The sequence below is a fragment of the Paenibacillus plantiphilus genome (assembly GCF_927798095.1).
GTDB classification, from domain to species: Bacteria; Bacillota; Bacilli; order Paenibacillales; family Paenibacillaceae; genus Paenibacillus_Z; species Paenibacillus_Z plantiphilus.
Genome location: NZ_CAKMMF010000005.1, coordinates 115,052 through 135,630 on the forward strand (window position 1 = coordinate 115,052; position 20,579 = coordinate 135,630).

Annotated in this window: 26 protein-coding genes and 1 pseudogene; 16 read left to right on the forward strand and 11 right to left on the reverse strand. The window is 47.8% G+C overall.

All coding sequences use genetic code 11. The annotated features are described in order from the left end of the window. Nucleotides 1-12 precede the first annotated feature (12 nt). The gene (gene pdxR, locus L6H65_RS05840) at nt 13-1,554 is read right to left on the reverse strand and encodes a MocR-like pyridoxine biosynthesis transcription factor PdxR (protein WP_236339561.1); all 1,542 of its coding nucleotides are present in this window, start codon (nt 1,552-1,554) and stop codon (nt 13-15) included. A gap of 131 nt (nt 1,555-1,685) precedes the next feature. Between pdxR and L6H65_RS05845 the strand changes: the two genes are divergently transcribed. The 5 genes from L6H65_RS05845 to L6H65_RS05865 all read left to right on the forward strand — a co-directional run bounded on the left by L6H65_RS05845 (nt 1,686) and on the right by L6H65_RS05865 (nt 3,699). After that, complete coding sequence (locus L6H65_RS05845) at nt 1,686-2,144, forward strand: RidA family protein (RefSeq protein ID WP_236339562.1); 459 nt, start codon at nt 1,686-1,688, stop codon at nt 2,142-2,144. 96 nt (nt 2,145-2,240) lie between these two features. Further along, nucleotides 2,241-2,507: an NAD(P)H-binding protein gene (locus tag L6H65_RS05850; RefSeq protein ID WP_236339563.1), complete on the forward strand. Its 267-nt coding sequence runs from the start codon at nt 2,241-2,243 to the stop codon at nt 2,505-2,507. A gap of 3 nt (nt 2,508-2,510) precedes the next feature. After that, a complete protein-coding gene (locus tag L6H65_RS05855) occupies nt 2,511-2,921 on the forward strand; it encodes a Rossmann-fold NAD(P)-binding domain-containing protein (protein ID WP_236339564.1) in 411 nt (136 codons plus the stop codon). A gap of 157 nt (nt 2,922-3,078) precedes the next feature. Next, on the forward strand, nt 3,079-3,288 hold the full coding sequence (locus L6H65_RS05860) for a helix-turn-helix domain-containing protein (RefSeq protein ID WP_236339565.1): 210 nt from the start codon (nt 3,079-3,081) through the stop codon (nt 3,286-3,288). Next, nucleotides 3,289-3,699: an NUDIX hydrolase gene (locus tag L6H65_RS05865; protein WP_236339566.1), complete on the forward strand. Its 411-nt coding sequence runs from the start codon at nt 3,289-3,291 to the stop codon at nt 3,697-3,699. 15 nt (nt 3,700-3,714) lie between these two features. On the opposite strand, the gene L6H65_RS05870 is transcribed toward L6H65_RS05865, so the two are convergent. Together L6H65_RS05870 and L6H65_RS05875 are read right to left on the reverse strand one after the other, a co-directional pair. Next, nucleotides 3,715-4,365, reverse strand: a complete 651-nt coding sequence (locus L6H65_RS05870; RefSeq protein WP_236339567.1) for an HAD family hydrolase — start codon at nt 4,363-4,365, stop codon at nt 3,715-3,717. 54 nt (nt 4,366-4,419) lie between these two features. Further along, nucleotides 4,420-5,199: a hypothetical protein gene (locus L6H65_RS05875; protein ID WP_236339568.1), complete on the reverse strand. Its 780-nt coding sequence runs from the start codon at nt 5,197-5,199 to the stop codon at nt 4,420-4,422. Nucleotides 5,200-5,364: 165 nt separating this feature from the next. On the opposite strand from L6H65_RS05875, the gene L6H65_RS05880 reads away from it, so the two are divergent. After that, nucleotides 5,365-5,976: an RNA polymerase sigma factor gene (locus L6H65_RS05880; RefSeq protein WP_236339569.1), complete on the forward strand. Its 612-nt coding sequence runs from the start codon at nt 5,365-5,367 to the stop codon at nt 5,974-5,976. After that, the gene (locus L6H65_RS05885; RefSeq protein WP_236339570.1) at nt 5,921-6,805 is read left to right on the forward strand and encodes a hypothetical protein; all 885 of its coding nucleotides are present in this window, start codon (nt 5,921-5,923) and stop codon (nt 6,803-6,805) included. The genes L6H65_RS05880 and L6H65_RS05885 overlap by 56 nt, the downstream gene beginning before the upstream one ends. A gap of 45 nt (nt 6,806-6,850) precedes the next feature. On the opposite strand, the gene L6H65_RS05890 is transcribed toward L6H65_RS05885, so the two are convergent. Both L6H65_RS05890 and L6H65_RS05895 read right to left on the reverse strand, forming a co-directional pair. Next, entirely contained in the window at nt 6,851-7,342 is a 492-nt protein-coding gene (locus L6H65_RS05890; RefSeq protein ID WP_236339571.1) for a DUF1648 domain-containing protein, read from the reverse strand. A gap of 176 nt (nt 7,343-7,518) precedes the next feature. Next, nucleotides 7,519-7,962 (reverse strand): hypothetical protein, encoded by a 444-nt coding sequence (locus L6H65_RS05895; RefSeq protein WP_236339572.1) that lies wholly within the window; start codon nt 7,960-7,962, stop codon nt 7,519-7,521. Nucleotides 7,963-8,184: 222 nt separating this feature from the next. On the opposite strand from L6H65_RS05895, the gene L6H65_RS05900 reads away from it, so the two are divergent. Further along, nucleotides 8,185-8,607: a DUF6157 family protein gene (locus L6H65_RS05900; protein ID WP_307728306.1), complete on the forward strand. Its 423-nt coding sequence runs from the start codon at nt 8,185-8,187 to the stop codon at nt 8,605-8,607. A gap of 454 nt (nt 8,608-9,061) precedes the next feature. On the opposite strand, the gene L6H65_RS05905 is transcribed toward L6H65_RS05900, so the two are convergent. From L6H65_RS05905 to L6H65_RS05915, 3 genes are all read right to left on the reverse strand, one after another. After that, a complete protein-coding gene (locus L6H65_RS05905; protein ID WP_236339574.1) occupies nt 9,062-9,985 on the reverse strand; it encodes a sigma-70 family RNA polymerase sigma factor in 924 nt (307 codons plus the stop codon). Nucleotides 9,986-10,137: 152 nt separating this feature from the next. Continuing rightward, nucleotides 10,138-10,587: a carboxymuconolactone decarboxylase family protein gene (locus tag L6H65_RS05910; protein ID WP_236339575.1), complete on the reverse strand. Its 450-nt coding sequence runs from the start codon at nt 10,585-10,587 to the stop codon at nt 10,138-10,140. Nucleotides 10,588-10,765: 178 nt separating this feature from the next. Continuing rightward, nucleotides 10,766-11,452 (reverse strand): PBECR4 domain-containing protein, encoded by a 687-nt coding sequence (locus L6H65_RS05915; RefSeq protein WP_236339576.1) that lies wholly within the window; start codon nt 11,450-11,452, stop codon nt 10,766-10,768. Between the two features lie 509 nt (nt 11,453-11,961). Here L6H65_RS05915 and L6H65_RS26675 point away from each other — a divergent pair. Further along, nucleotides 11,962-12,144, forward strand: a pseudogene (locus L6H65_RS26675) (YiaA/YiaB family inner membrane protein); the annotation flags it as partial. Next, nucleotides 12,136-12,438: a YiaA/YiaB family inner membrane protein gene (locus L6H65_RS26680; RefSeq protein ID WP_371877669.1), complete on the forward strand. Its 303-nt coding sequence runs from the start codon at nt 12,136-12,138 to the stop codon at nt 12,436-12,438. The pseudogene L6H65_RS26675 and the gene L6H65_RS26680, both read left to right, overlap by 9 nt. A 90-nt stretch (nt 12,439-12,528) precedes the next feature. Here L6H65_RS26680 and L6H65_RS05925 read toward each other — a convergent pair whose 3' ends face one another. Then, nucleotides 12,529-13,209, reverse strand: a complete 681-nt coding sequence (locus L6H65_RS05925; RefSeq protein ID WP_236339578.1) for a group I intron-associated PD-(D/E)XK endonuclease — start codon at nt 13,207-13,209, stop codon at nt 12,529-12,531. A gap of 378 nt (nt 13,210-13,587) precedes the next feature. Here L6H65_RS05925 and L6H65_RS05930 point away from each other — a divergent pair, with 378 nt between their 5' ends. The 6 genes from L6H65_RS05930 (at nt 13,588) to L6H65_RS05955 (ending at nt 18,452) form a co-directional block, all read left to right on the forward strand. Continuing rightward, nucleotides 13,588-14,397 carry a VanW family protein gene (locus L6H65_RS05930; RefSeq protein WP_236339579.1) on the forward strand — a complete coding sequence of 270 codons (810 nt, stop codon included), beginning with the start codon at nt 13,588-13,590 and terminating at the stop codon, nt 14,395-14,397. A gap of 141 nt (nt 14,398-14,538) precedes the next feature. Next, a complete protein-coding gene (locus tag L6H65_RS05935) occupies nt 14,539-14,925 on the forward strand; it encodes a hypothetical protein (protein ID WP_236339580.1) in 387 nt (128 codons plus the stop codon). 251 nt (nt 14,926-15,176) lie between these two features. Then, on the forward strand, nt 15,177-15,599 hold the full coding sequence (locus L6H65_RS05940; RefSeq protein WP_236339700.1) for an Rrf2 family transcriptional regulator: 423 nt from the start codon (nt 15,177-15,179) through the stop codon (nt 15,597-15,599). 95 nt (nt 15,600-15,694) lie between these two features. Next, nucleotides 15,695-16,558, forward strand: coding sequence for an SDR family oxidoreductase (locus L6H65_RS05945; protein WP_236339581.1), 864 nt, complete (start codon nt 15,695-15,697; stop codon nt 16,556-16,558). A 187-nt stretch (nt 16,559-16,745) separates the two neighbouring features. Then, nucleotides 16,746-17,444, forward strand: coding sequence for a DNA alkylation repair protein (locus L6H65_RS05950; protein ID WP_236339582.1), 699 nt, complete (start codon nt 16,746-16,748; stop codon nt 17,442-17,444). A 489-nt stretch (nt 17,445-17,933) separates the two neighbouring features. Then, nucleotides 17,934-18,452, forward strand: coding sequence for a type III toxin-antitoxin system ToxN/AbiQ family toxin (locus L6H65_RS05955; protein ID WP_236339583.1), 519 nt, complete (start codon nt 17,934-17,936; stop codon nt 18,450-18,452). Between the two features lie 638 nt (nt 18,453-19,090). Here the strand turns inward: L6H65_RS05955 and L6H65_RS05960 are convergent. Together L6H65_RS05960 and L6H65_RS05965 are read right to left on the reverse strand one after the other, a co-directional pair. Further along, entirely contained in the window at nt 19,091-19,411 is a 321-nt protein-coding gene (locus L6H65_RS05960) for a hypothetical protein (protein WP_236339584.1), read from the reverse strand. Nucleotides 19,412-19,582: 171 nt separating this feature from the next. Further along, nucleotides 19,583-20,221 (reverse strand): hypothetical protein, encoded by a 639-nt coding sequence (locus tag L6H65_RS05965; protein WP_236339585.1) that lies wholly within the window; start codon nt 20,219-20,221, stop codon nt 19,583-19,585. Nucleotides 20,222-20,579 lie beyond the last annotated feature (358 nt).

A 20,579-nucleotide genomic window follows, 5' to 3' on the forward strand; every position in this document is an offset into this window, starting at 1 on the left:
TAGATTCTTCGACTAGTTGCGAGTGACAGGAGAGTGTATGGCGATGCTTGACCATGCCCGTGCCAACAGCTGAATTCCCTGTTCCATGTCCCGATCATTAATCCCCCCAAATCCAAGGTATAACCTTGGATTTCCACTGCCGTTCCCGCTACTCTCGCTACAGCGCTCACTCCCACTCCCGCTACTGATCTCTTCCTCAGTCTCGCTGTCGTTACGGCTATCGCTGCCGTTATCTTGTCCAGCCTCCAGCAATTGTGATCCATAGACACGCACACCTGCGGCTGCGGCGAGCTTGATCAGCTCATCGACGCTGCATGCGGCATTCACGGTTAGCTCGACATAGAGGCCTGCGCCTTCCCCGCTAACCTCTGCCGTGCCGGCCAAATGTGCAGCTATAGCCTGCAATAATTTTGCATGTTTCTTGCGATAGAGCATGCGCATTCTTCGAATATGCCGATACCAGTGTCCCCTCTCAATAAACAATTGCATAGCCCACTGATCGATGCGCGATGGGCTGGATAGAGTATGCTCGATGGCAGGGAGCTGTTCCAGCAGTTTCCTCGGAAGTACCATGTAGTTCATTCTCAAGGCTGGCGTCAATGCTTTGGAGAATGTCCCCATATAGATGACAACGCCTTGCTGATCCAAGCCTTGGAGCGATGGAATTGTTTTGCCGCGATAACGGAATTCACCGTCATAATCATCTTCAATAATATAGGCGTCATTATGGTCTGCCCAGTCCAATAGCTGCTGTCTCAGAGAATAGGGCAGCGGGCTGCCTGTAGGACGATGCGAGGGTGTTACATAAATGGCATTCTTATTGCCCTTGTCCGGCGCATTTGCGTGGATGGCCTGCAGAGGCACAGGAGCAACCTTAAATCCATACCCGTGAAAAATATCTCTAATTCCAGCGAAGCCAGCCTCTTCAACAGCAATCGTGTCCACATCCGCTAATAGCTTCGAGAGAACGTGAATGCTATAGGAGATGCCAGAGCCGACGATGATCTGCTCAGGGGAGCAGTTCACGCCTCGTGAATGTTTTAAGTATTCACAGATGGATACGCACAAGGAGTATTCGCCCTTGGGATCCCCATACTGATGAACGGCGTCGAAATGTTGGGATAACGCTTCATTCAGGACAGACTTCCATGCACGCACCGGGAAGGACGCTCTATCGATGGCTAATAAATTGAAATCGATAGGCTGTTGTCCATTCCCGTCCTGAGATATCGGGAGATGCCGATGCGGACGATCCCGCTGTATAATGTCAGCAGCATTGTTATATGGCTTGACCAATGATGAAGCAAGTCTCTCAGGGTTCACGACAAACAAGCCCGAGCGGGGCTTGCTATAGACATAACCCTCCTCCAAAAGCATCTGATACGCTGTCTCAATGGTCGTCTTACTCAGGCCCGCTTGTTCCCGCAGGGAACGTATGGAGGGAAGCTTCTTGCCATCCTTGATGAGTCCGCTTAGAATAAGCTCTCGAAGCCGTTTATATAATGCCAGGTAAAGCGGCCCCTCATTTTTATCGGGCAGCATAATATCGATCATTGTCCCCTCGCAATCTGACCCTTAAAATGGATATCCAACTGACTCTATAACAAGGGTCAGCAATAGTATAAACTTTACCATAGTATCCCATCAACTGGGATTTATGAATTTACTGTAGGGGGCGTATCAATATGATGGAATCCGTGGAGAACAGGCTGATCAAGCTTGGCATTAAGCTTCCAGAGGCAAGCGTACCGGCGGCGAAATATGCTAATCTCGTCCGTGTTAACGGTCTGCTGTTTGTTTCAGGCAAAGGGCCTGCGGGCAATCCCAGTGGCAAGCTGGGCCAGGATTATTCAACAGAGGAGGGCTATCAGTATGCCCGGTTGGCTGGCATTGAGGTGCTTGCTGTGCTGAGGGGAGCGCTGGGCAGTCTGGACAAGGTGGGCAGGGTTGTCAAAATTCAAGGCTTCGTCAATGCTGATCCAAGCTTTCAAGAGCATCATCTTGTATTGGACGGAATATCCGATCTTATGCTGGAGGTATTCGGCGAAGAGCAGGGCTTGCACGCGCGGTCCGTGCTGGGAGCCAATTCGCTCCGCAATAATCTGCCGATTATTGTGGATACGATCTTTGAGGTTGCTGAATGAGCGGAGCTGCAAGCAGGGAGGGGGATGGCATCATCTATCCGAGGCTAAAACATAGTATATAATGAAAGAAATGCATATGAAATCGGAGTGATTGCCATGTCAGCGGAACAGGGAACGGCCTTGCTCGCGGGAGCCAGCGGTTTAGTAGGGGCCGAGCTGCTGCAGGAGCTGCTGGAAGGACAGCAATATTCGAAGGTGAAGGCGCTCGTCCGCAGCCCACTAAGTATGGAACATCCGCGTTTAGAACAAATTGTCGTTGACTATGATAATCTAGACAGCTACATGGAGCATTTCAGCGTGGATGCTGTTTATTGCTGTCTGGGGACGACGATCAAGAAGGCCGGATCGCAGGAAGCGTTCTAAAGGGTGGATCTTGAATATCCGCTAACACTCGCCAAGCTGGCAAAGCAAAATCGCGTGCAGAGGTTCCTGATAGTCACGGCGGTGGGCTCGAATCGCGGTTCGCGGAATTTTTATTCCCGTGTGAAAGGCGAGGTGGAGGAGGGGGTGATGTCGATCGGGTTACCTTCTCTGCACATATTTCGGCCTTCGCTGCTGCTGGGCGACCGTCAGGAATTTCGGCTGGGCGAGAAGCTTGCGATCATGCTGAATCCATTATTCAAGCTGATTATGCGGGGCCGTCTCCGCAAATTCAAGCCCATTCTGGCTGCGGATGTTGCACGAGCTATGGCGAAGAAAGGCCAGGCATCGCAGAAGGGCTGTTTTATCTATGAGTCCCATCAAATTTATGATATAAGCCGGGCTCCGCTGTCATGAAGCGGGAGAGGCTGCTATCTGTTGCTCTCCGGCAGACTGTTCGCTATCCGTACATAAGTATAGATGCCAAGTATCCGCGAAGGCGTTTGCTGATTCAGACGGCCTGATTATGTTAGCGGCATTGTCTTGCAATAACCAGTGAAGGGAAGCGAATGTATTGAAGGTCGAGCTTGGGCGTTGCCTGCTGCAGGAGCGGCTGGACGAAGCGGGAATGACAATTGAAGAGCTGGCGCAGGAGCTGCTGTTCAAGAAGGAGCGTATCGTCGATTTTATCGAGAATAAGAGAGTGATGTCTCTGAAGATTGCATTGTCGGTTGCAGATACAATTGGCTGCGCTGTAGAACGCTTGTATGAGAGGATTGACTAGATGTCTAACCGACCGAGAGTTTGCGCCGCCATTATTAGAGACAATGAAATACTGATGGTTTATCACGATAATGGACCTCACGGCCACAGCTTCTGGACCTTGCCAGGAGGAGCCATAGAGGATGGTGAAACGCCTGAAGAAGCTGCCATTCGCGAGGTTCGAGAAGAGGTTCTGCTGAACGGCAAAGTGGAGAGGCTGTTATATGAGAGCAGCTATGAGCTGGGCCCTGAGTGCTGTTATTTGGTGCAGGTCAATGCTCATGAGGAGGCTCGGCTAGGCGCGGACCCCGAGCTCCCGCCCGAGGGACAAATTTTGAAGGGAATCGCATGGATTCCCTTGGACCAGTTGAAGGATGATAGTCAAGTATCGCTAGTCTTGAAGAGCTTGGAGCAGCATGCGAGCTCTATGTAAGCATGGTTGCAAGCTCTATGCAAGCAGGGCTGCGAGCTCTTGCACTGACCTTACGCAATACGTTGGTTTAATGGCAGCGAGCTCACTTTCGCTGCCGTAGCCGTATCCGACACCTATGGAGGCAATGCCGGCATTATGAGCCCCGATAATATCATGCTTCCGATCGCCAATCATAACGGTCGCGGGTTTCTCAAGCTTGTATTCCCGGATGAGGTGCTCAATAATCTCGGTCTTGTCGGACCTTGTGCCGTCCAAATTACTGCCGCATACGGCTTGGAAGTAAGAGGCAATCTCGAAATAGCTTAAGATTTTCTCCGCAAAAACAGTCGGCTTTGAAGTAGCTACCATCAAGACATGACCTTGATTCACCAACGCTTCCAGAAGCAGCCGAATCCCCGCGTAGATTTCATTCTCATACATGCCCTTTTCCCGAAAATATTCTCGATAGTATTCTACTGCTTGCACAGATTTACTGTCTGAGAATGCATAGATGTCCTTGAAAGACCCCGCCAGCGGCGGTCCAATGAAGGGCTCAAGCTTGTCCAGATCATCCTCCGCAATGCCGAGCTTCGCGAGTGCGTACTGAACGGATCTTGTAATCCCCAGCTTGGGGTCTGTTAAAGTGCCGTCCAAGTCAAAGAGTAGGGTCGAATAGTGCAATGTCATGCCCTTCTTTCAAGGTTAGTATGAGGGATGCCAGCGGTCTGCATAGCACCTGACTCAGAACACTAATACTTCTTCCCGCGCCGGTTGTCCCACATCTAATAATTTAATATATATAATGGTCTTCTTGCTCTCTTCCAGCTGGCCAATGGATATGGAATATGATTGGGCCATTTCCTCTTGGAGCGTCCAGGTGTGCCCATTCCATCTTCCTGTCACCTGCTGCTCGTCTGAAGCGCTGATCTCGTTGCTATACGTCAGCTCTCCCAGCTCAGTCGTCAGGATGTTGGCATCTAACGCAAGATTCATTTTTTTCAGTATAGGGGATGCGCTGTTAAGGATCTCAATGCTGGAACGGTTATACTTGATTTCAACTGTGGTGTCGCTTTCCTTGATTAAGGACATATGATCATTCAAATTCAGAATGAACTGATAATCATCCTCTGAAACACCTAGTCTTTTGTCATACGGAAAGGGCTCCCCGCTCTTCAGCTCACCAAGTGTTTTCATGTACCACTCACTATGAAGCTCTAAATTTTCCTTCATTTGCTCGGTGAGGGCGGCGGCCTTTTCATTCAGCTCTCTCGGCAGTGCAGTGATCATTACATCTGCTTGATGAGATTCTTCTATTAAGTAGCTTTTAATAGACGCGATGCGGCTGTCGGCGGTTGTAATCTCCGTATCGGAGGGCTCCCCCGTATCCGGCGTGACCGTGTTCTGCTCGGTGTTCTCAATCGGAGGGCTGCTTGTATCGCTGCTCTCTCCACAGCCGGATAATAGTGAGGCGGCGAAAACAATTATAATTAGCAGATGTGCAATTTTATTCGGGGCATTCATGGTTATGCTCCTTCGGAGGGTATGTATTCAACTGCGGTATGATTGGAATTAAATTCAAATATAACATGGTCCATACTAAAGATAAACCTAAACCAGCAACAGGATGTCACAGAGGAGGGCTTTCGTTTGTTATATAAGCAGCTTTAGCAGAGAGGAGGGAGAGAGTTGGATGCTCAGCAATTGCACGAGGCTGTTCAGTGTGTCAAAGCAGGGGATAAGGCGTCTTATGCATGCATTGTGAAGCACCACCAGCAGGCGCTGTATATTTATTGCTATCATTTGCTCATGCAGCGGGAAGAGGCGGAGGACGCCCTTCAGGAAGTGTTCATCAAGGCTTATGAGAAGATTCACACGTACACCTATGGGCAATCGTTCACGGCTTGGCTGTACACAATAGCTTATCACCAATGTGTCAATGTGCTGCGGAGGAGGAAGCGTTCCCAGCTTATGAAGCTGTTCGTAATGCGCCAGGCCGGGAGTCAGTCGGAGGAGACAGGGTACGAGAATATCGAGCGAGAGTCGTTCGATCCGCTGCTTCGTCGCGCTTTGCTGCGATTGTCCCCAGCGGAACGGGCGCTGGTTGTCCATCGCATTATTGAAGAGAAATCCTATGAGGAGATTAGCGTAATTCTGAATAGCAGTCCGGCCAACCTCCGCAAGAAGGTGGAGCGGGTAAGAAGGAAGCTTAGACATATTTGGAGTGAGATGGAGGAGAAGGAATATGGACAGGAACGAAACTATCAATCATCAGCTGAACCAACGGTTGGCAAAAAATAAGCTCCCCATTGTTGATGTGACAGCGCGTGTGATGGCGAGAATTGACGGAATTCGGCCACAACGCTCGTTTGCCGCTCGCAAGCCGTTAAGGGTCGCCTCGATTGCAGCGGCAATCTTGATCATAAGCGGCTTCGGATATGCGATGGTTAATTGGCAGCTTCATCGTGCCGATGGCTCGGTGAGTCTGGAATACCGCAATTTCATGCCTGGTGAAGAGTCTGCGGACAGTTTGGATATATCGGAGCTGAGAAAACAGCTGAACCCTGGAGAAGCTGCATTTTTTGTCACGCTGAATAAGAAGGGCGAGGCAGAGATCAGTGGTACTGAGAATTATCTTCTGTATAACTCACTGGAGCAGTTAAAAGCGGTATTGGAGCTGCCTCTGCACGTGACGGATTCCCTGACAGGGACGATGGTGTTCAAGGAAGGACATCTTATTCATTCCCTTGATAATCTTGACCTCGACCTCTTGCGTGCCGAGTTGGAGCAGTCAGGCTTGGACATCTACATGAAGAAAGTGGGGCTAGGGGACCCTCAGGGAGTCAGCCTTCTGTATCAAAATGATGGTGGCGGCGAGATTCGGGTTACTGCCTTCAAAGGCGATATGTGGCGAACGGTAGTTAGCGACTTGGAGGATCAGGAAATAGAGAAGATTATGGTTCATAATCAGGAGGTCCTTGCCGTCACAGAACATCATACTGGAAAACGGGAGCTTCATTGGATGGATGAGGGAAGCAGTATCCCGATGTATGTCACGGTCACCACGGAGACTCCGGAATTCGTGTCACAGGATGAGCTGCTTGCAGCCGCTCGCACCATCCTGCAATAAGGAACTGGGGCTGCTATGTCATGGATGACGTAGCAGCCCCTTGGTTTATTTTCTCATGCGCACGATATGAATGATGACAGTACCGAAGATCACGATCAGCGTGACAGGCAGCAGCCAGATTCCTAGTCCTGAGGAATGCCCGGCGGCGTTCTGTATAGTGGACCATTGCAAGTATCCGAAAAGGATAACCAGCTCTACCTTAATCCAGCTTAACAGCGACTTTGCTGTTCTGTACTGATGGGCAGCGTTCTGCGCTGTGATTGGACGGAGATAGTTGAATTTATGCGGTATTTTGCTCAAGAGGGATAGTCCAATGAACAGGACGATAGTTAATAGCGGCATGAAAAGCAGGAAAGCTCTGCTGCCCCATCCATCAGCATTCCCGTGTCCGTCGAAGTGAATAGGAATCGTCTCAGGAAGATCCGTCCATCTCAGAATCAAGTACACGACAGAATACACCAGCACAACAACAGATATGCTGTCATGCAATCGTTCAAGCAGTGTTTTTGGAACTGATAGAATAGGACGTTTTTCCATAGTAACAGCACCACCAGTCCTTCTTTTGATAGTGTTAGTATAGCTTAAAATCCAGCTTGTGGAAACGATTGCGGAATCGGAAGAAAGGCAACGTGCGTTTGATTTTGTTGAAAGCGAGTATGCTGTTCCTAAGGAAGTGCTGCCGGGAGTGAGGGGAGTGAGAGAGCAGCCGGCCTTTATTCGGCACGAGGGCTGCCCTCTTGGGGAGATAAATGGCGGATGGCGCTGAAATGATCGATCATCGCGTAGATTAAGCCTGCGGTCAGGAAGAGTATAATGGAGGCAGCAGAGTTCAGCCCATACTCGCGTATGAAGCGTTCGTCGTATAGCGAGTTAAAGACCCAACGGCCAATAGCGGCGCCTGCGGCGGTGTAAATGAGGATAATGATGAACGATATTCTCACCCATTTGCGGATAAGCAGGGAGACGGGAACCAGTGTTAAGGGGAACAGCAGGAAGGCGGTTAAGCCAATCATAACGATCAGGATAGGGCACATATCCATGAGTCCCATGTATTCGGTGGTGCGAATTTTATTGCCCTCCAGCAGCTCCAATCCGAGCACCGCTGCGCTCAGCAGAAGGGTCGAGCTCACCCATAGCAGAAAATAATGTTTAACCATATGCCAACCATCGCATCCTTTCAAGCTCCTGAAGAAGCGCATCAATGGATCTTATAAAGTCTATCAGAGATTCGAAATTGTTATCTGCATTATTTCATTGTATGTTAATAATAGACTGCAAACGGATCGAATTTGTTGCGCGAGTGTAGGAGATTGGCGGATTTGAGGCACACCGGAAGCGGGTTGAATATATGGACGGGTTAGGAGGAAGCTGCTGTGAACATGAATTATTATAATACATTCATTACAATTGCATCGGATTGTCCGGCAGATTATGGAGTGATCCCGCCTGAGAAGAAGAGCGGAAGAACGAAACCGAGAATTGAATATGATTTGATCACCAGCCACCCCTATACGTACACGCAAGAGGATCTGCTGTATGAGGTGCATGTGCTGCACAAGGAAATTCCAGCGGAGGAGCTGGCGGAGCGAGGGACATCGCTTAGGGACGAGTTCTTCCAGAAGTCGCATGCTTGCCTTCGCGCTTCCATGCTGCCGAAGAAATACGGGTGGGGCATTCACTTCAATACAGAGGGGAAAATAGCGCTCGTCGCGATGGAATCCCCTGATTACATGCATTTTGTAGAGGGAGACAACGGCGACTTGAAGCTGGTGCCGGCTATGCGGAGCAGCAGGAAGAAGTAAGAGATGAATCCGCAAGCTACGGGGTTTAATTCCGAATGGAGTGAAAGTGAAGCTCTGTCCATCAGAAGGTTCCCTACCCCAGCTCGATCGCTACAAAAGCTGCTATAAAATTCATTTTTAAGGCTCCCCTGGTGTGGAGCTTTTTTTGCTTGGCTTGAAGAACTCATCGGTCCTCCAAAACGATCACGCTCTCTTGGACAGTTTCCGATGACAACGACAGCTATCCCAAGGTGTATGTGAATGATCAATGCGTTTAACTGAATAATTGCTTATAAATTACAGAAAGGCAGGTGCGGGATGGTTTTTGGCGAGAAACTAAAACGCGAAAGAAATAAAAGAGGCTGGTCCCAGGAAGAGTTGGCGGAATGGGTTCTAACCTGCTGAAAGATAAGTATAAGGAATAGACGATAACTGATCAGGGCCGCGATAGGGCATTGCTTTTGCCCAGCAGACTCTAAGTAACGGCAAGTTTTTTGGTGACACCCTTGATCCGCGTCAGCTTCTCCGGGTTGGAGATCAGATAGACGGAACGAACCTTGTTGAGGCCACTGTTTGGCTCGAATGTAAAAGCGAAAGGGGGACCATCCGCGCGCTGCAGGAGCAGTCCCCGCTGTCCGCTGATCGATACTTGAATCATCGTCCCTTTGAGCGAGCCTTTGCCGGCAATGCCGGAGAAGAAGGCGCCGATCCGATCCCGGCCTACGATTGGATTAAGCGCCGCGCGTACGACGCCTCCGCCATCGCTAAGCAACACGGCATCTTCCGCTAGCAGATGGATGAATGATTCGAATCGGCCGGTGTCGGTCGCTTGGATGAACGATTGCACGAATCGGTCGATCGAAGCATCGAGTGCGGCTTCGTTATCGATACGCGACCGATGGCCGATTTTTGCTATGGCTCGACTATAGATTTTGCGGCATGCGGCTTCAGATTTATTCAGAATCGCCGCGATGTCGGCGTAATCGTGGCCGAGTGACTCGCGCAATACGAAAACGGCCCGCTCAGGCGGCGTACATGTCTGCAATAAAACGAGCAGCGCATAACCGAGCTGTTCACGGCGGAGGATATGCTCCTGCGGTTCATTCTCCGAACCGGGCTCGATGACAGGCTCTGGAAGCCATTGTCCGGGATAGTTCTCACGGTTGCGTGGAGCGGCCTTCATCATATTTAATGTGCGGTTCGTGATCATTTTGACAAGATAGGCTTTCGGATTCGTGATGTCGGCCATGTCGAGCTTGCTAACGGCTACGAATACATCCTGTACCGCGTCCTCGGCTTCGCTAACTGAGCCGAGCATTTGATAGGAGATGGAAGTAAGCAACGGCTTGTATTCGCGGTATAGCTGTTCGACTTGAAGCGTCATTCCGTTCGATGACATGGGGCATCGACCTCCGATCCGTATTTATATCATCTTATCCATGCACGAACAACTTATCAACTTCACAGTGGTAGTGGTGGTGGTGACACCCGTACCGCCCCACCGCGCGCTGGGTGCTGCGCGCGGTGCAGAGAATGGCTGAATTTGCTTGCTCAGATGTCGAAGCAGCCTGGATACATGCCAGTAGAGATTGCGATGCGGTTCCAGCAGTTGATGGCGTTGATTGTGATGATTAATGCGACGAACTCGCTTTCGCTGAAGTGCCTCCGCACCTCGTCATAAACATCCTGAGGCACGCCGGCCTCGGAAATGAGTGTGACCGCTTCTGTCAGCGCGAGCACTGCCCGTTCCTTCTCGGTGAATATAGGCGCATCGCGCCAAACGACGATCAAGTTCAACCGCTGCTCGGTTTCGCCCATGTTGCGAAGGTCGCTTGTATGCATATCGACGCAGAAGGAGCATCCGTTAATTTGTGAGGCTCTAATTTTGATTAGTTCATACAGAATCGGATCGAGCCCCATCTTTTTGGCGGATTCCTCTAATTTAAGCAATGACTGAAAGCCTGCGGGATTGGCCTCGCGATGGTTCATTCGTAGTTTCATTTTCATTCCTCCAGATGTTTTTGATGACCTCATTATTAAAGACAATTGAACAACCGGATTTGTGACAAGTCGAAACACGACGAAGGCTAGCCAAAATGCATTATTTACCTGTATTTGTTCTTATATCATGCTCCAATAAGAAAAGGTGAAAAGCCCCCTCTCAGAATGAGGAGGCTTTTCACCTTTTCTTTCGAAACCGGGGTGGAGACCTTCTAGCCGGATTTCGTGCAAAACGTTGCCTGTATGAAATAGGTAGTGCATGCTGACCGTCCACGTATTTGCTGACGGGATGCGAAGTCGTAATACGCTCGATAAAGAATGAGCGCGGATAGTAAGTTTCCCCATCAGTTTCTTTGTCCAAGCCAATATGCACCCAAGAGTTGTCGTAAGCATCAAATAAAATTAACTCACATTGAATTGCACTGGTGGGTATAGGAACATAACGAATCATAGCTGTACTTGATAATAATAATTTGGGTAAATTATAAAAGAAGAGAAGTTTATCTTTGCAGCCATTGAAATGATTTTTACCTACATATGCCCGAAAAGAATTTATTTCTATGGTGCCGTTCTTGATGCCCTCCCAGCCCGAAATCCCTTTGTATCGAGAGCGAGCAGCTAAAGCAGCAGGTGAAGAAAGCCTGTTTTTTGGAAACAGACCCTTTACCGCTGACTCAAGACCGATAAGGTGACAAAAACGATGTTTCTCAAAGAATAACTGTATGCGCTTTCCATTAGGCAACAGATAGTCGTACGAGTAAGGCATCAACACTTGGTCATAAACATCTTGTATCAACAAAAATTCTATATCCGAAATCAGTGGTTTAGATGGTAGTGCGAGTAAGTCAGAAAGTGTTAGCGGCACTTGAGTTTTCATCCTTTTACATGAAAAAAGCCCTGATGTTTCCATCAAAGCTACAGGCTTAGTTTGAAGGTAGCAAAAATGCTCACGTCACGGAGATTATAAGCCCCCCGGCGGGGCATCGAGGGCTACCGTCCTCGACGGTCCTGCGAAGCAGTGACCTTACTCATTACTATGTACATTATATAAACATTTATGCGCGAAATCAACCCGGTTTTAGCGGAGTTGCATCATAATTTCCGTCTCACTTGTATATCTCAACGGCTCCGATAATTTCTAACTGACTCAACCATGCAACGAGGTGAATCGCATCAGGCAGCAAATTATATTTTTTCGCTTGAAAACCGTGTCTTCTCGTGGTCCTGCAGCCATCATTCATGTGCGTCTAGTTGAAAATACCTAAAATTTCGTCAAAGTATCCTAATATAGGGTAGAAATAAATCGATGTTCCACGGTATAGTGGAGAAGGATATAGCCGCCATTCTATTTTGTATAGGGAGAGGAACCGCAAGATGAATCAGAGGTATCGCAAACGGAACACGGCTGCGTTCACCGCGGCATCGTATTTTGCATTAGGCGCAGGTCTTTTTCTGTTCTGTCTGGGCGTGTACAACGCCGATTGGGAATTGAACGTGAAAGGGTATTATCTGCTTTGCATGGTATTGATTACAATCACCTGTATTGTGATGCAGAAGGTCGTTCGAGACAACACAGAAGATAAAGAAATTCGCTTGGATAACCCGAAACACCGGATGAGGAACACAGGAGCTTTCACAGGGATGGCTGTTGCCGGTTTGATTATCGGGTATGCGATGTTCTTTATTGGCCTGTACAACGCTCCATTTGAGTTAAATGTAAAGGGGTATTACATAGCTGTTATTCTGTTGATCTCATATAGCGCCATAGGTGTTCAGAAAGTGACGAGGGATAACGCGGAAGACAATGAAATTATCGCAGAGCAAGATGCCAGACGGAACATTCAGGGATAAAGAGCATCGAAGTTTTGTTCAAAATGAGGAAGCCCATCCAGTGGAGGATGGGCTTCATTCATATCTGAGAGCTTTCCCTGTCCTTCTTCTCTAGATACCGAATCGCCTGCTCCATTCGTCATTCGGCTTGTCGTCTGCCCGTTGATTGAGCCATTTATCTACTTGCGGGTAGTTTGTGCGAAAACGCTGTATCAGTTCCTTCTTGTCTTCATCGGATACGGTACCATGCTCCAGCATGATCATCAGTCTTTCTACGGAATCATCCTCCTCCATTACATCCCGATGAAACTCATAATCGGAGCCAGTCTTGGGATCGTAGCCTTCCCGGCTTGTCTGTTGCCTTTGTACGACGGTGGGTATGGTAAAGCTGTTAAGCTCTGCCCATGAATTGTAGTATTCATGCCTCAGACCTTCTTTTTGATGGATGCATGCTATCCCTTGATTATTAAAGATATGGGCAGGGACACATGCAAAGGACCCGTCATGAGGGTTATAGCCGACAACAAAATCGACAGAGCGCAATGTAAAGCTATCGCGTTTCCCATTCGGGTAAGCTTTGATTTTGTAAACCTGATAAGGCAAGGCTGAGTTGTTATAGTTTTCGTCAAATTGCAAATGGCAGATCCGTATGCGGGCAGCTCTATCTTCGCTATTCACAATGAGATGATAGTTAGGCTCGTTGCCGGAGTTGATGGCGATGCTTAACCCTTTGTCACGGAGCATCTCAGCTACTTTTGGAATTGCTGCTTCTAAAGAGTAACGCTTCTGCATGAAATACCACCTTTCTCTAGTCATTCTTCAACCGCGTTTTGTTAGCACCGGGGTAAAGGTTGGACTCATGTCTTCCGCAGCTGGGCTAGCCGTTAGTAGAGACACTGTTATAGTATCATATATGGATTTTGCATGAATCCGAATTGGAGGCCATATTTAGCCGAATTCGGGGGAATTCAGCGATTTTCCTGAGAAGGCGATAGAACGATCTGCTAGATTTCCTATAACAGTCTTAGGAAAAAGTCACAAATGCTCGGTTTCGGACATTTATTGTTCAGAAAAGCAAAATTTTCAATAATAAAGAGGTTTGCAAAGAGGATTTTTAAACGTGGTAGAGAAAATATTAATTGGAAAAATTTACTTAGGGGGACGATGGTGATGCTCCGACGTCGTGATCGCACTCAAGCCAGATGGATGCCCGCAAGGCTGCTCGTAGACAACATAAGAAGTCTGCTGCGAGGCTGGTTATTTCAAATGACAACCCGAAAAGCGAATGCAGATTATGAGTTATCGAGTTATATAGTCCTCTCGGAATCGATCATCCAGGTTTCTCGTTGGGATGGGGATGAAGAGATTAACAGGCGTCGTTTTCATAACATGCATACGGCATGCACCCTCATGGATGGGGTATGGCTCGAACCGAACCAAATTTTCTCTCTCCGAAGGTTTTATAAGGATACCCCGGGCGAGCTGGGATTCCAAGAGGGTCCAGTTATTATTAATGGCAAGGTTACCTTCGCGAATGGCGGCGGCGTGTGTGCGGCTGCTTCTTTAATATTCGATGCGGCATTGAAAGCCAATCTCTCCATTCTAGAGAAGCACAATCATAGCGCTGACATGTGGGGAGAATCGCGATTCATCCATCTCGGAGGCGATGCCACCTACGCATACGGCCGCAAAGATCTGAAGCTGCGCAATTCGCATGAGGGCGATATTATCGTGAGAGCAGACTTTGATTATAATACCTTGACGCTGACATGCCGCCTCTATTCGCCAATCCCTCTTGCGGGGACGGTTCGGATCGACAATGAGATTCTTCAAGAGTTGCTGCCCGCCCAAGAAGATGGTCATAAGTACCGCAATGGCAGCATTGTATGGACACGCCGGTATTTATGCTCAGCTTCGGGCCGAGAAAGGTTAACATATTCCAAGAAGGAGATCTATCAACCTTTTCGCCTGAGAGAATAGAGGAGGCTTGCCAAGGGCATCGCATAGTAGGTCGGGCATAATCGTGTAGAAAATAGTTATTTTGCACCTGACAATTGGTAAATGTGATCGAATATAATTTTATTTGGATATAATATCATCGCATAACCATGAGGAGGCATAATGAAAATCATTCGTTTAGCAATCGTAATTTGTCTTATGGTCACAATGGCAGCGTGCAGCAGTTCGAACAGCGACAAAGGGACCGAACCAGCGGGAGGTTCGACGACCCCATCAACGACGCAGCCGACAAATGGAAATTCAGAGTCTTCGGATAAAATAAAGATCACGAAAGAGCAATACGCCAAAATCAATAATGGAATGACCTATCAGGAAGTGACCGATATTGTCGGCGGCGAAGGCGAAGTAATCACAGAGAGCGGCGAAAAGGGCAGCGATATGTATGGAATCGGTGTTATGTATGAAGGCGAGGGAGGCGTTGGAGCGAGCGCCAACTTCGTATTCATTGGAGACAAACTGCAAACGAAAACGCAGTTTGGACTTGAGTAGAGGCTGCTCGGGGAAACGTTTTGAGGGCTGTGACAGGTCATGAGCAAGTGATCTGTCACAGCTTAAAGCACTCATCACAACAGAAGAAATATCGGGGGGTTGGCTGCCCAGAATGCTTCCCCATCGTTGCTGTTTGGCTGACCGATGTGAGCTTGTTGTTCGGAGACCAGGCACATGGAATGCACCTGTAAAATAGAAAGGTGGAATTGACATCGCGCCTCGATATAACTATACTGGTTACAACGGTGGTGATGACATTGAAGCAAATAAGTACGCGCTTTTCTATTGCAGTGCATACCCTGTCTCTGATTGCTGTGAGTCCGAACGATTGCACCGGGGATTTTATCGCGGGGAGCGTAAACACTAATCCGGTTGTAATCCGAAGAATTATGGGGATGCTAAAGAAAGCAGGCTTAGTGGATGTTCGTCCTGGGGTAGGAGGAGCTACCTTGCTCAAGGATCTCGACCGGATTACACTCCTTGATGTATATCGTGCTGTGAATGTGACGGAAGAGAACCAGTTGTTCCGCATTCACGAGAACCCCAATATCAACTGTCCTGTGGGACGAAATATCGAACAAGTCCTTCAAGCAGAATTGAAAGACGCGCAATCCGCTATGGAACAGCGGCTGGCAGGAACGACGTTGGATCAACTGATCAGCAAGTTCGAATAAATAAAAGCTCTCCAGGGAGCTTTTATTATATACCTAAGTTGTAACTAATATTGTTATAACTAAAACTATTACAACAAGACATGGAGGAAACATTCATGAAAATTTTAGTTACTGGCGCAACAGGGAAATTGGGAGCGAAAGTGGTTGAAACGCTATTGAGATCCGTACCGGCGAGTCAGTTGGCTGTTAGTGTCCGCAATCCCGAGAAAGCGGAAGCCCTTCGCAACCGAGGAGTAGACGTTCGGCAAGGAGATTTTGACCGTCCGGAAACGTTGGATGCGGCCTTCGCAGGGATCGACCGGATTCTGATCATCTCGGCAGATGGAGATAACGAAACGAGAATTCGTCAGCATACGAATGCGGTAGAAGCAGCTGCACGCGCACATGTAAATTTTATTGCTTATACTAGCGTGGCGAATGCCAGTGAAAGTAAATTGTTCCTTGCCCCACCACATCAAGCTGCGGAACAAGCGATACTGAAAACGGGCATTCCTTACTCGTTCCTGCGTAATAACTGGTACCTGGAGAACGAGACTGCGGGCATTCAAGGTGTGATGGCAGGAGCGCCTTGGGTGACTTCTGCGGGCTCTGGCAAGACCGGCTGGGCGCTGCAGCAGGATTATGCGGAAGCAGCGGCGGCTGTATTGACAGGGGACGGTCATGAGAATACCGTCTATGAGTTGTCCGGCGAGCTGCTGACGCAGGATGAACTGGCTTCCGCTCTGGGCACTGTATTGGGCAAGGAAGTGCCGGTGCAGCATGTCGAGGATAGCGTCTATGCTGACATTATGGAGGGTGCTGGCGTACCAGAATTCGTAATTCCCATTCTTGTAGGCATTCAGCAAAGCATTCGCGAGGGCTCCCTGGAGATCGAGAGCAATGATTTCGAGAAGCTTCTCGGCAGGCCGGCAACGCCACTCGCGGAGGGTCTCAGCCAGCTTGTGAGTCAGAAAGCTTAACCACCGCAAGGTGCTCCCTATTCCTATCACCGATCTCTCTGAAGCTGGAGAGGTCGGTTTTCACGTTAAATACAAAATCAAGCGGTCTTGGTCCTGATTGCAGTGGATTAAGGCCGCTTTATGTTATATTCAAGTTAAGACAGCTTTGTCCTTAATGACAAACCACTCAGAAAAGGAAGTGCGAACAATGAATCTGGACACTGTTATGGAAGAGCTTGAAGCTCTCGGCAAGGAACGAACGAAGAAGATATATCTATCCAATGGCGCCCACGAGCCGCTATTTGGCGTGGCTACAGGCCAGATGAAGCCCATCTTCAAGAAAATAAAACACAATCAACCATTGGCCGATCAGCTCTATGCGACAGGGAATTACGATGCCATGTACTTTGCCGGGGTGATCGCGGACCCGAAAGCAATGACGGAGACGGATTTTGAACGGTGGATCGACGGCGCTTATTTTTATATGCTATCGGATTATGTGGTGGCAGTAACGTTGGCAGAAACGGATATTGCGCAAGAGGTTGCCGATAAGTGGATTGCAAGCGGTATAGAGCTGCGAATGTCGGCGGGCTGGAGCTGTTACTGCTGGCTGCTCGGCAACCGTCCGGACAGTGAATTTTCGGAAGGGAAAATTGCCGATATGCTGGAGCTTGTAAAAAATACGATTCATGATGCTCCCGAACGTACCAAGTATGCAATGAACAATTTCCTCTACACTGTGGCGGTATCCTATCTGCCGCTCCATGACAAGGCGGTCGAGACTGCGAAGGAAGTAGGTCCGGTACAAGCCGCCGCCAAAAACAAGCTCTTGGACGCTTCTGCTACTATTCAAAAGGCGATCGAAAAAGGGCAGACCGGCTTCAAACGCAAGCATGTGAGATGTTAGATTTCGCTTTAGAGTGATTCGGTGAACCGTATCATAAGTAGTGGTAAAGCGGAAAGTTGAGCTAAAGGTAGAAGCTACAATGTTGACGGGAGGAACATAAATAAGGGCAGCAAGTTGATTAGCAGAGTGTTTAGAAACAACAATAATTTTTAGCGATAGAGATGTATCAATGAAGGGTATTTTGAATATAATATCAAATACAGAATTAATGTTCACCTTCTAAAAAAGGCTTATTCAGATTTGGGTAATTGTGGTTCCGGATTTCATAGTATTTTTCACATCTAAGATACACATAGTACTACTGGTGATGGAGACTCGCCGCCTTAGATACAATTTTATTGAAGTGTGCTGGGTTTAATGTTAAACTGGGTATAGTTAGTCATGGTGTTTCGCCACCAAATTAAGGGCGAGTTGTAAAGTTGGTGCTCACCACCATAGAGCGTGAGAAAGAGCGCACCTAGCGCTCTTTTTTTATGGGGAGAGAGCAGGATGAGTGAAATTGGGGAGATCGAGAAGTTAAAGTTTTATTGTATTACTGATGATTATATTAATTTCCTACATAGTCACGACAATGGTGTCCAGCTTAACGAAAAAGGCAAACTACGACCATACATTGGTATATTGATGGAGTTGGAGGGACATAAATATTATGCCCCCTTATCCTCATACAAACCAAAATTCAAGAAAAAGAACAAAGGTTTTTTCAAAGTTTATGATGATCCTGAAGAGGATCCAGTTGCAGTAATTAAATTTAACTGTATGATACCTATTCTTGAAAGTGAATTAACATATGTTGATTTTGAAAATTATAGCCATGACAAGAAGTATAGAGCATTGCTAGAGGCAGAGTACCAGTATATTAAAAGTAACCGTTCGGCTATTGTAGCTAGTGCATTGATTTTATACGAGGCTGCAAACAAAGGAAGAGGCTATTTTTATGAAAATTCATGTAAATTTCGCACATTAGAAAGTATATATAAGCAATTCCCAAAGACAAAGAGCATTTAGAATGTAATTTATTTCAGCCCCTAAATGGGGCTCTTTTTGTGTTTAGAAACTGCGGAAAACTTGCCGTTACAGACAGCGCGGTGAACCGTATCATAAGTAGGGTGAATAGCTGTATTGGAGAAAATTGGTGAGCGCTAAAATTTTCAAAGTTGCTGGAGGTGCACTCATCTCCTTTTGAAACGGGCAGGGTTGTATTACAATGGAACGCAACAAATACATCGATGAGTAGCGTGGTAAGAACATCAATGAAGGAGCATGCCGCGGCAGCTCCTACATAAAAAGCCTTCTAGATTTAGGCGTTACTGTGTCATTAGAAGCACGAGAACGATTCGATGCTATTGAGGTCAATTCCGGAGAATATCCAGAAGAAACCGGTCCAGCGAAAGCCTGCGACCGACGTTCGGCCGACGAATGTCGGAAAGAACCAAAAACCAGGTCCTCGTCTCGGCCAAATATACGTATTACGGAAAAGGCACCTAGAGATGGCGCCCGGATCAACGGCAAAAGTCGAAGTTGCGGGCCGCGGGGGAATCGTTTGCGGAGGCGGGGAAGAGGGAGGCTGCATGCCGCCTTGCTGTCCGAAGGGAGGCGTAAAGGCCAAGTTCATCACTCCTTAGGTAGTTGGCTGACGCTGCATTTCAGAGCAGCGAGATGGTAAGCAGGTTAAACAAAACTAGAGGCAGCACGAAGTTGTTATGAAGGGGAGGAGGGGGGCCTGGGAAGAAACCTCGCTCGGAACCTTCGTTCGAGAGGCGCAAGTATACGATGCCTCTATCGCAATGCACGATGTGCCCTTCGAAGACATCGCCGTCTACGGTCTCGACTCTGACTAGTCGCTTAGCATGATGCCGGCATAACTGGTGCAACTGATCTTTAACGGACTGCATCGTCTGATGAATATGGGGCTCGCATTGATAAATCGGCTTCATTGTGGGTTTTACAGCAGGTTGTGGATTCATGGGAGAACCTCCGTTTGTGCTTTAACATGGGTTAGTCTATGCGGGAGCCCGGTCCGGGGTTACGGGAATGCATTCGTTGACCAATCCATGAAAGATGGCAACGTGTTTCAGAACAGAGCAAAGGCCCGTGTCTTCCGTTAGGAAGAGCGGGCCTTTGCGGCAGAGAGGCTATTATTGCGCTGGTGTTGCTTCAGGCAGAACCGTCGTTTCGAAAACCTCGCCGGTGCTTGCATCAATGAAGTTGAAAGTAACTTTGATGTCTGCTTCTGCTACTCCCGAATAGACCTGGTACATCATGCTTTGCATGGCAAGTCCGAAGACGACTAGTCCATCCAAACTCTCCTCAGATTCATAAGCGGCTTTGTCAACCGTTAAGCTGTATTCCTGGAACGTCTCTTCATCGTAGGTCAGATCCTTGATGGAAGATGTGTTTGCGTTCGAATGTATACCTTCAATCATGGTCGACAATTCCGATTTATACTTTTCCAGCAGTTTATCAAGATTTTCCTGAGATATGGCTACAGTTACGCTGCCGTTACTATTCTCTACAATGTTCGTAGCGCCTGCTTCTTTCACTTCGGCGGTCATGCCTGCAACGTCCCCATTTTCGTTCAAGGAAGCCGGGAAGACGATGGACACTTCGCCCTTTTCTGTGGCACCGCTTGTTTCCGTGTTTTTGCTAGTCGCCGTGTTATTGCTTGTCTCGGCGTTGTTTTTCGCCCCTGTGTTTGTGTTCTTTTCTCCGTTGTTGCTTGAACATCCTACCATCAGGAAGGCAATAATCAAGACTAAGACCCAAGTTTTTTTCATTTTTTCTCTCCTTTAGTAATGGTAATGTGGATTTCCTAAATCTCACGCTCCGAAATAGTAGTATATTTCAATAAAAATTATATAGTAATATTCTCCAGTTGTATAGTGAATAATGTTATCAACTATGTTATGTTACAAATTGTATTATATTGGTTTTAAGTTCTTGGAGAGCCTGTTAGGATTCCTTGCGATGTAATTTATGAAATATAGAAGGATTTATCTATGTTTAGTGTAATATTATTACTATGCAGGTAAAAACGTACTTAGGATCGACGTGCTGAAAGGGTCGAAAGCCGATTTTTGTTAGCTGTCACGTATACTGGAAATTCAGATTATGCACGTTTGGTACCCGCAGGCT

Bases quoted from the DNA above. Each gene is read 5' to 3' on its own strand.
- L6H65_RS05890 (WP_236339571.1), bottom strand. From the start codon at position 7,342: ATGGAAAAACGTCCTATTCTATCAGTTCCAAAAACACTGCTTGAACGA.
- L6H65_RS05895 (WP_236339572.1), bottom strand. From the start codon at position 7,962: ATGGTTAAACATTATTTTCTGCTATGGGTGAGCTCGACCCTTCTGCTG.
- L6H65_RS05945 (WP_236339581.1), top strand. From the start codon at position 15,695: ATGAAAATTTTAGTTACTGGCGCAACAGGGAAATTGGGAGCGAAAGTG.
- L6H65_RS05905 (WP_236339574.1), bottom strand. From the start codon at position 9,985: ATGTCATCGAACGGAATGACGCTTCAAGTCGAACAGCTATACCGCGAA.
- L6H65_RS05850 (WP_236339563.1), top strand. From the start codon at position 2,241: ATGTCAGCGGAACAGGGAACGGCCTTGCTCGCGGGAGCCAGCGGTTTA.
- L6H65_RS05925 (WP_236339578.1), bottom strand. From the start codon at position 13,209: ATGCAGAAGCGTTACTCTTTAGAAGCAGCAATTCCAAAAGTAGCTGAG.
- L6H65_RS05960 (WP_236339584.1), bottom strand. From the start codon at position 19,411: ATGAATCCACAACCTGCTGTAAAACCCACAATGAAGCCGATTTATCAA.
- L6H65_RS05930 (WP_236339579.1), top strand. From the start codon at position 13,588: ATGCTCCGACGTCGTGATCGCACTCAAGCCAGATGGATGCCCGCAAGG.
- L6H65_RS05900 (WP_307728306.1), top strand. From the start codon at position 8,185: ATGAATTATTATAATACATTCATTACAATTGCATCGGATTGTCCGGCA.
- L6H65_RS05845 (WP_236339562.1), top strand. From the start codon at position 1,686: ATGATGGAATCCGTGGAGAACAGGCTGATCAAGCTTGGCATTAAGCTT.
- L6H65_RS05950 (WP_236339582.1), top strand. From the start codon at position 16,746: ATGAATCTGGACACTGTTATGGAAGAGCTTGAAGCTCTCGGCAAGGAA.
- pdxR (WP_236339561.1), bottom strand. From the start codon at position 1,554: ATGATCGATATTATGCTGCCCGATAAAAATGAGGGGCCGCTTTACCTG.
- L6H65_RS05865 (WP_236339566.1), top strand. From the start codon at position 3,289: ATGTCTAACCGACCGAGAGTTTGCGCCGCCATTATTAGAGACAATGAA.
- L6H65_RS05875 (WP_236339568.1), bottom strand. From the start codon at position 5,199: ATGAATGCCCCGAATAAAATTGCACATCTGCTAATTATAATTGTTTTC.
- L6H65_RS05910 (WP_236339575.1), bottom strand. From the start codon at position 10,587: ATGAAACTACGAATGAACCATCGCGAGGCCAATCCCGCAGGCTTTCAG.
- L6H65_RS05935 (WP_236339580.1), top strand. From the start codon at position 14,539: ATGAAAATCATTCGTTTAGCAATCGTAATTTGTCTTATGGTCACAATG.
- L6H65_RS05955 (WP_236339583.1), top strand. From the start codon at position 17,934: ATGAGTGAAATTGGGGAGATCGAGAAGTTAAAGTTTTATTGTATTACT.
- L6H65_RS05870 (WP_236339567.1), bottom strand. From the start codon at position 4,365: ATGACATTGCACTATTCGACCCTACTCTTTGACTTGGACGGCACTTTA.
- L6H65_RS26680 (WP_371877669.1), top strand. From the start codon at position 12,136: ATGCAGAAGGTCGTTCGAGACAACACAGAAGATAAAGAAATTCGCTTG.
- L6H65_RS05965 (WP_236339585.1), bottom strand. From the start codon at position 20,221: ATGAAAAAAACTTGGGTCTTAGTCTTGATTATTGCCTTCCTGATGGTA.
- L6H65_RS05940 (WP_236339700.1), top strand. From the start codon at position 15,177: ATGACATTGAAGCAAATAAGTACGCGCTTTTCTATTGCAGTGCATACC.
- L6H65_RS05885 (WP_236339570.1), top strand. From the start codon at position 5,921: ATGGACAGGAACGAAACTATCAATCATCAGCTGAACCAACGGTTGGCA.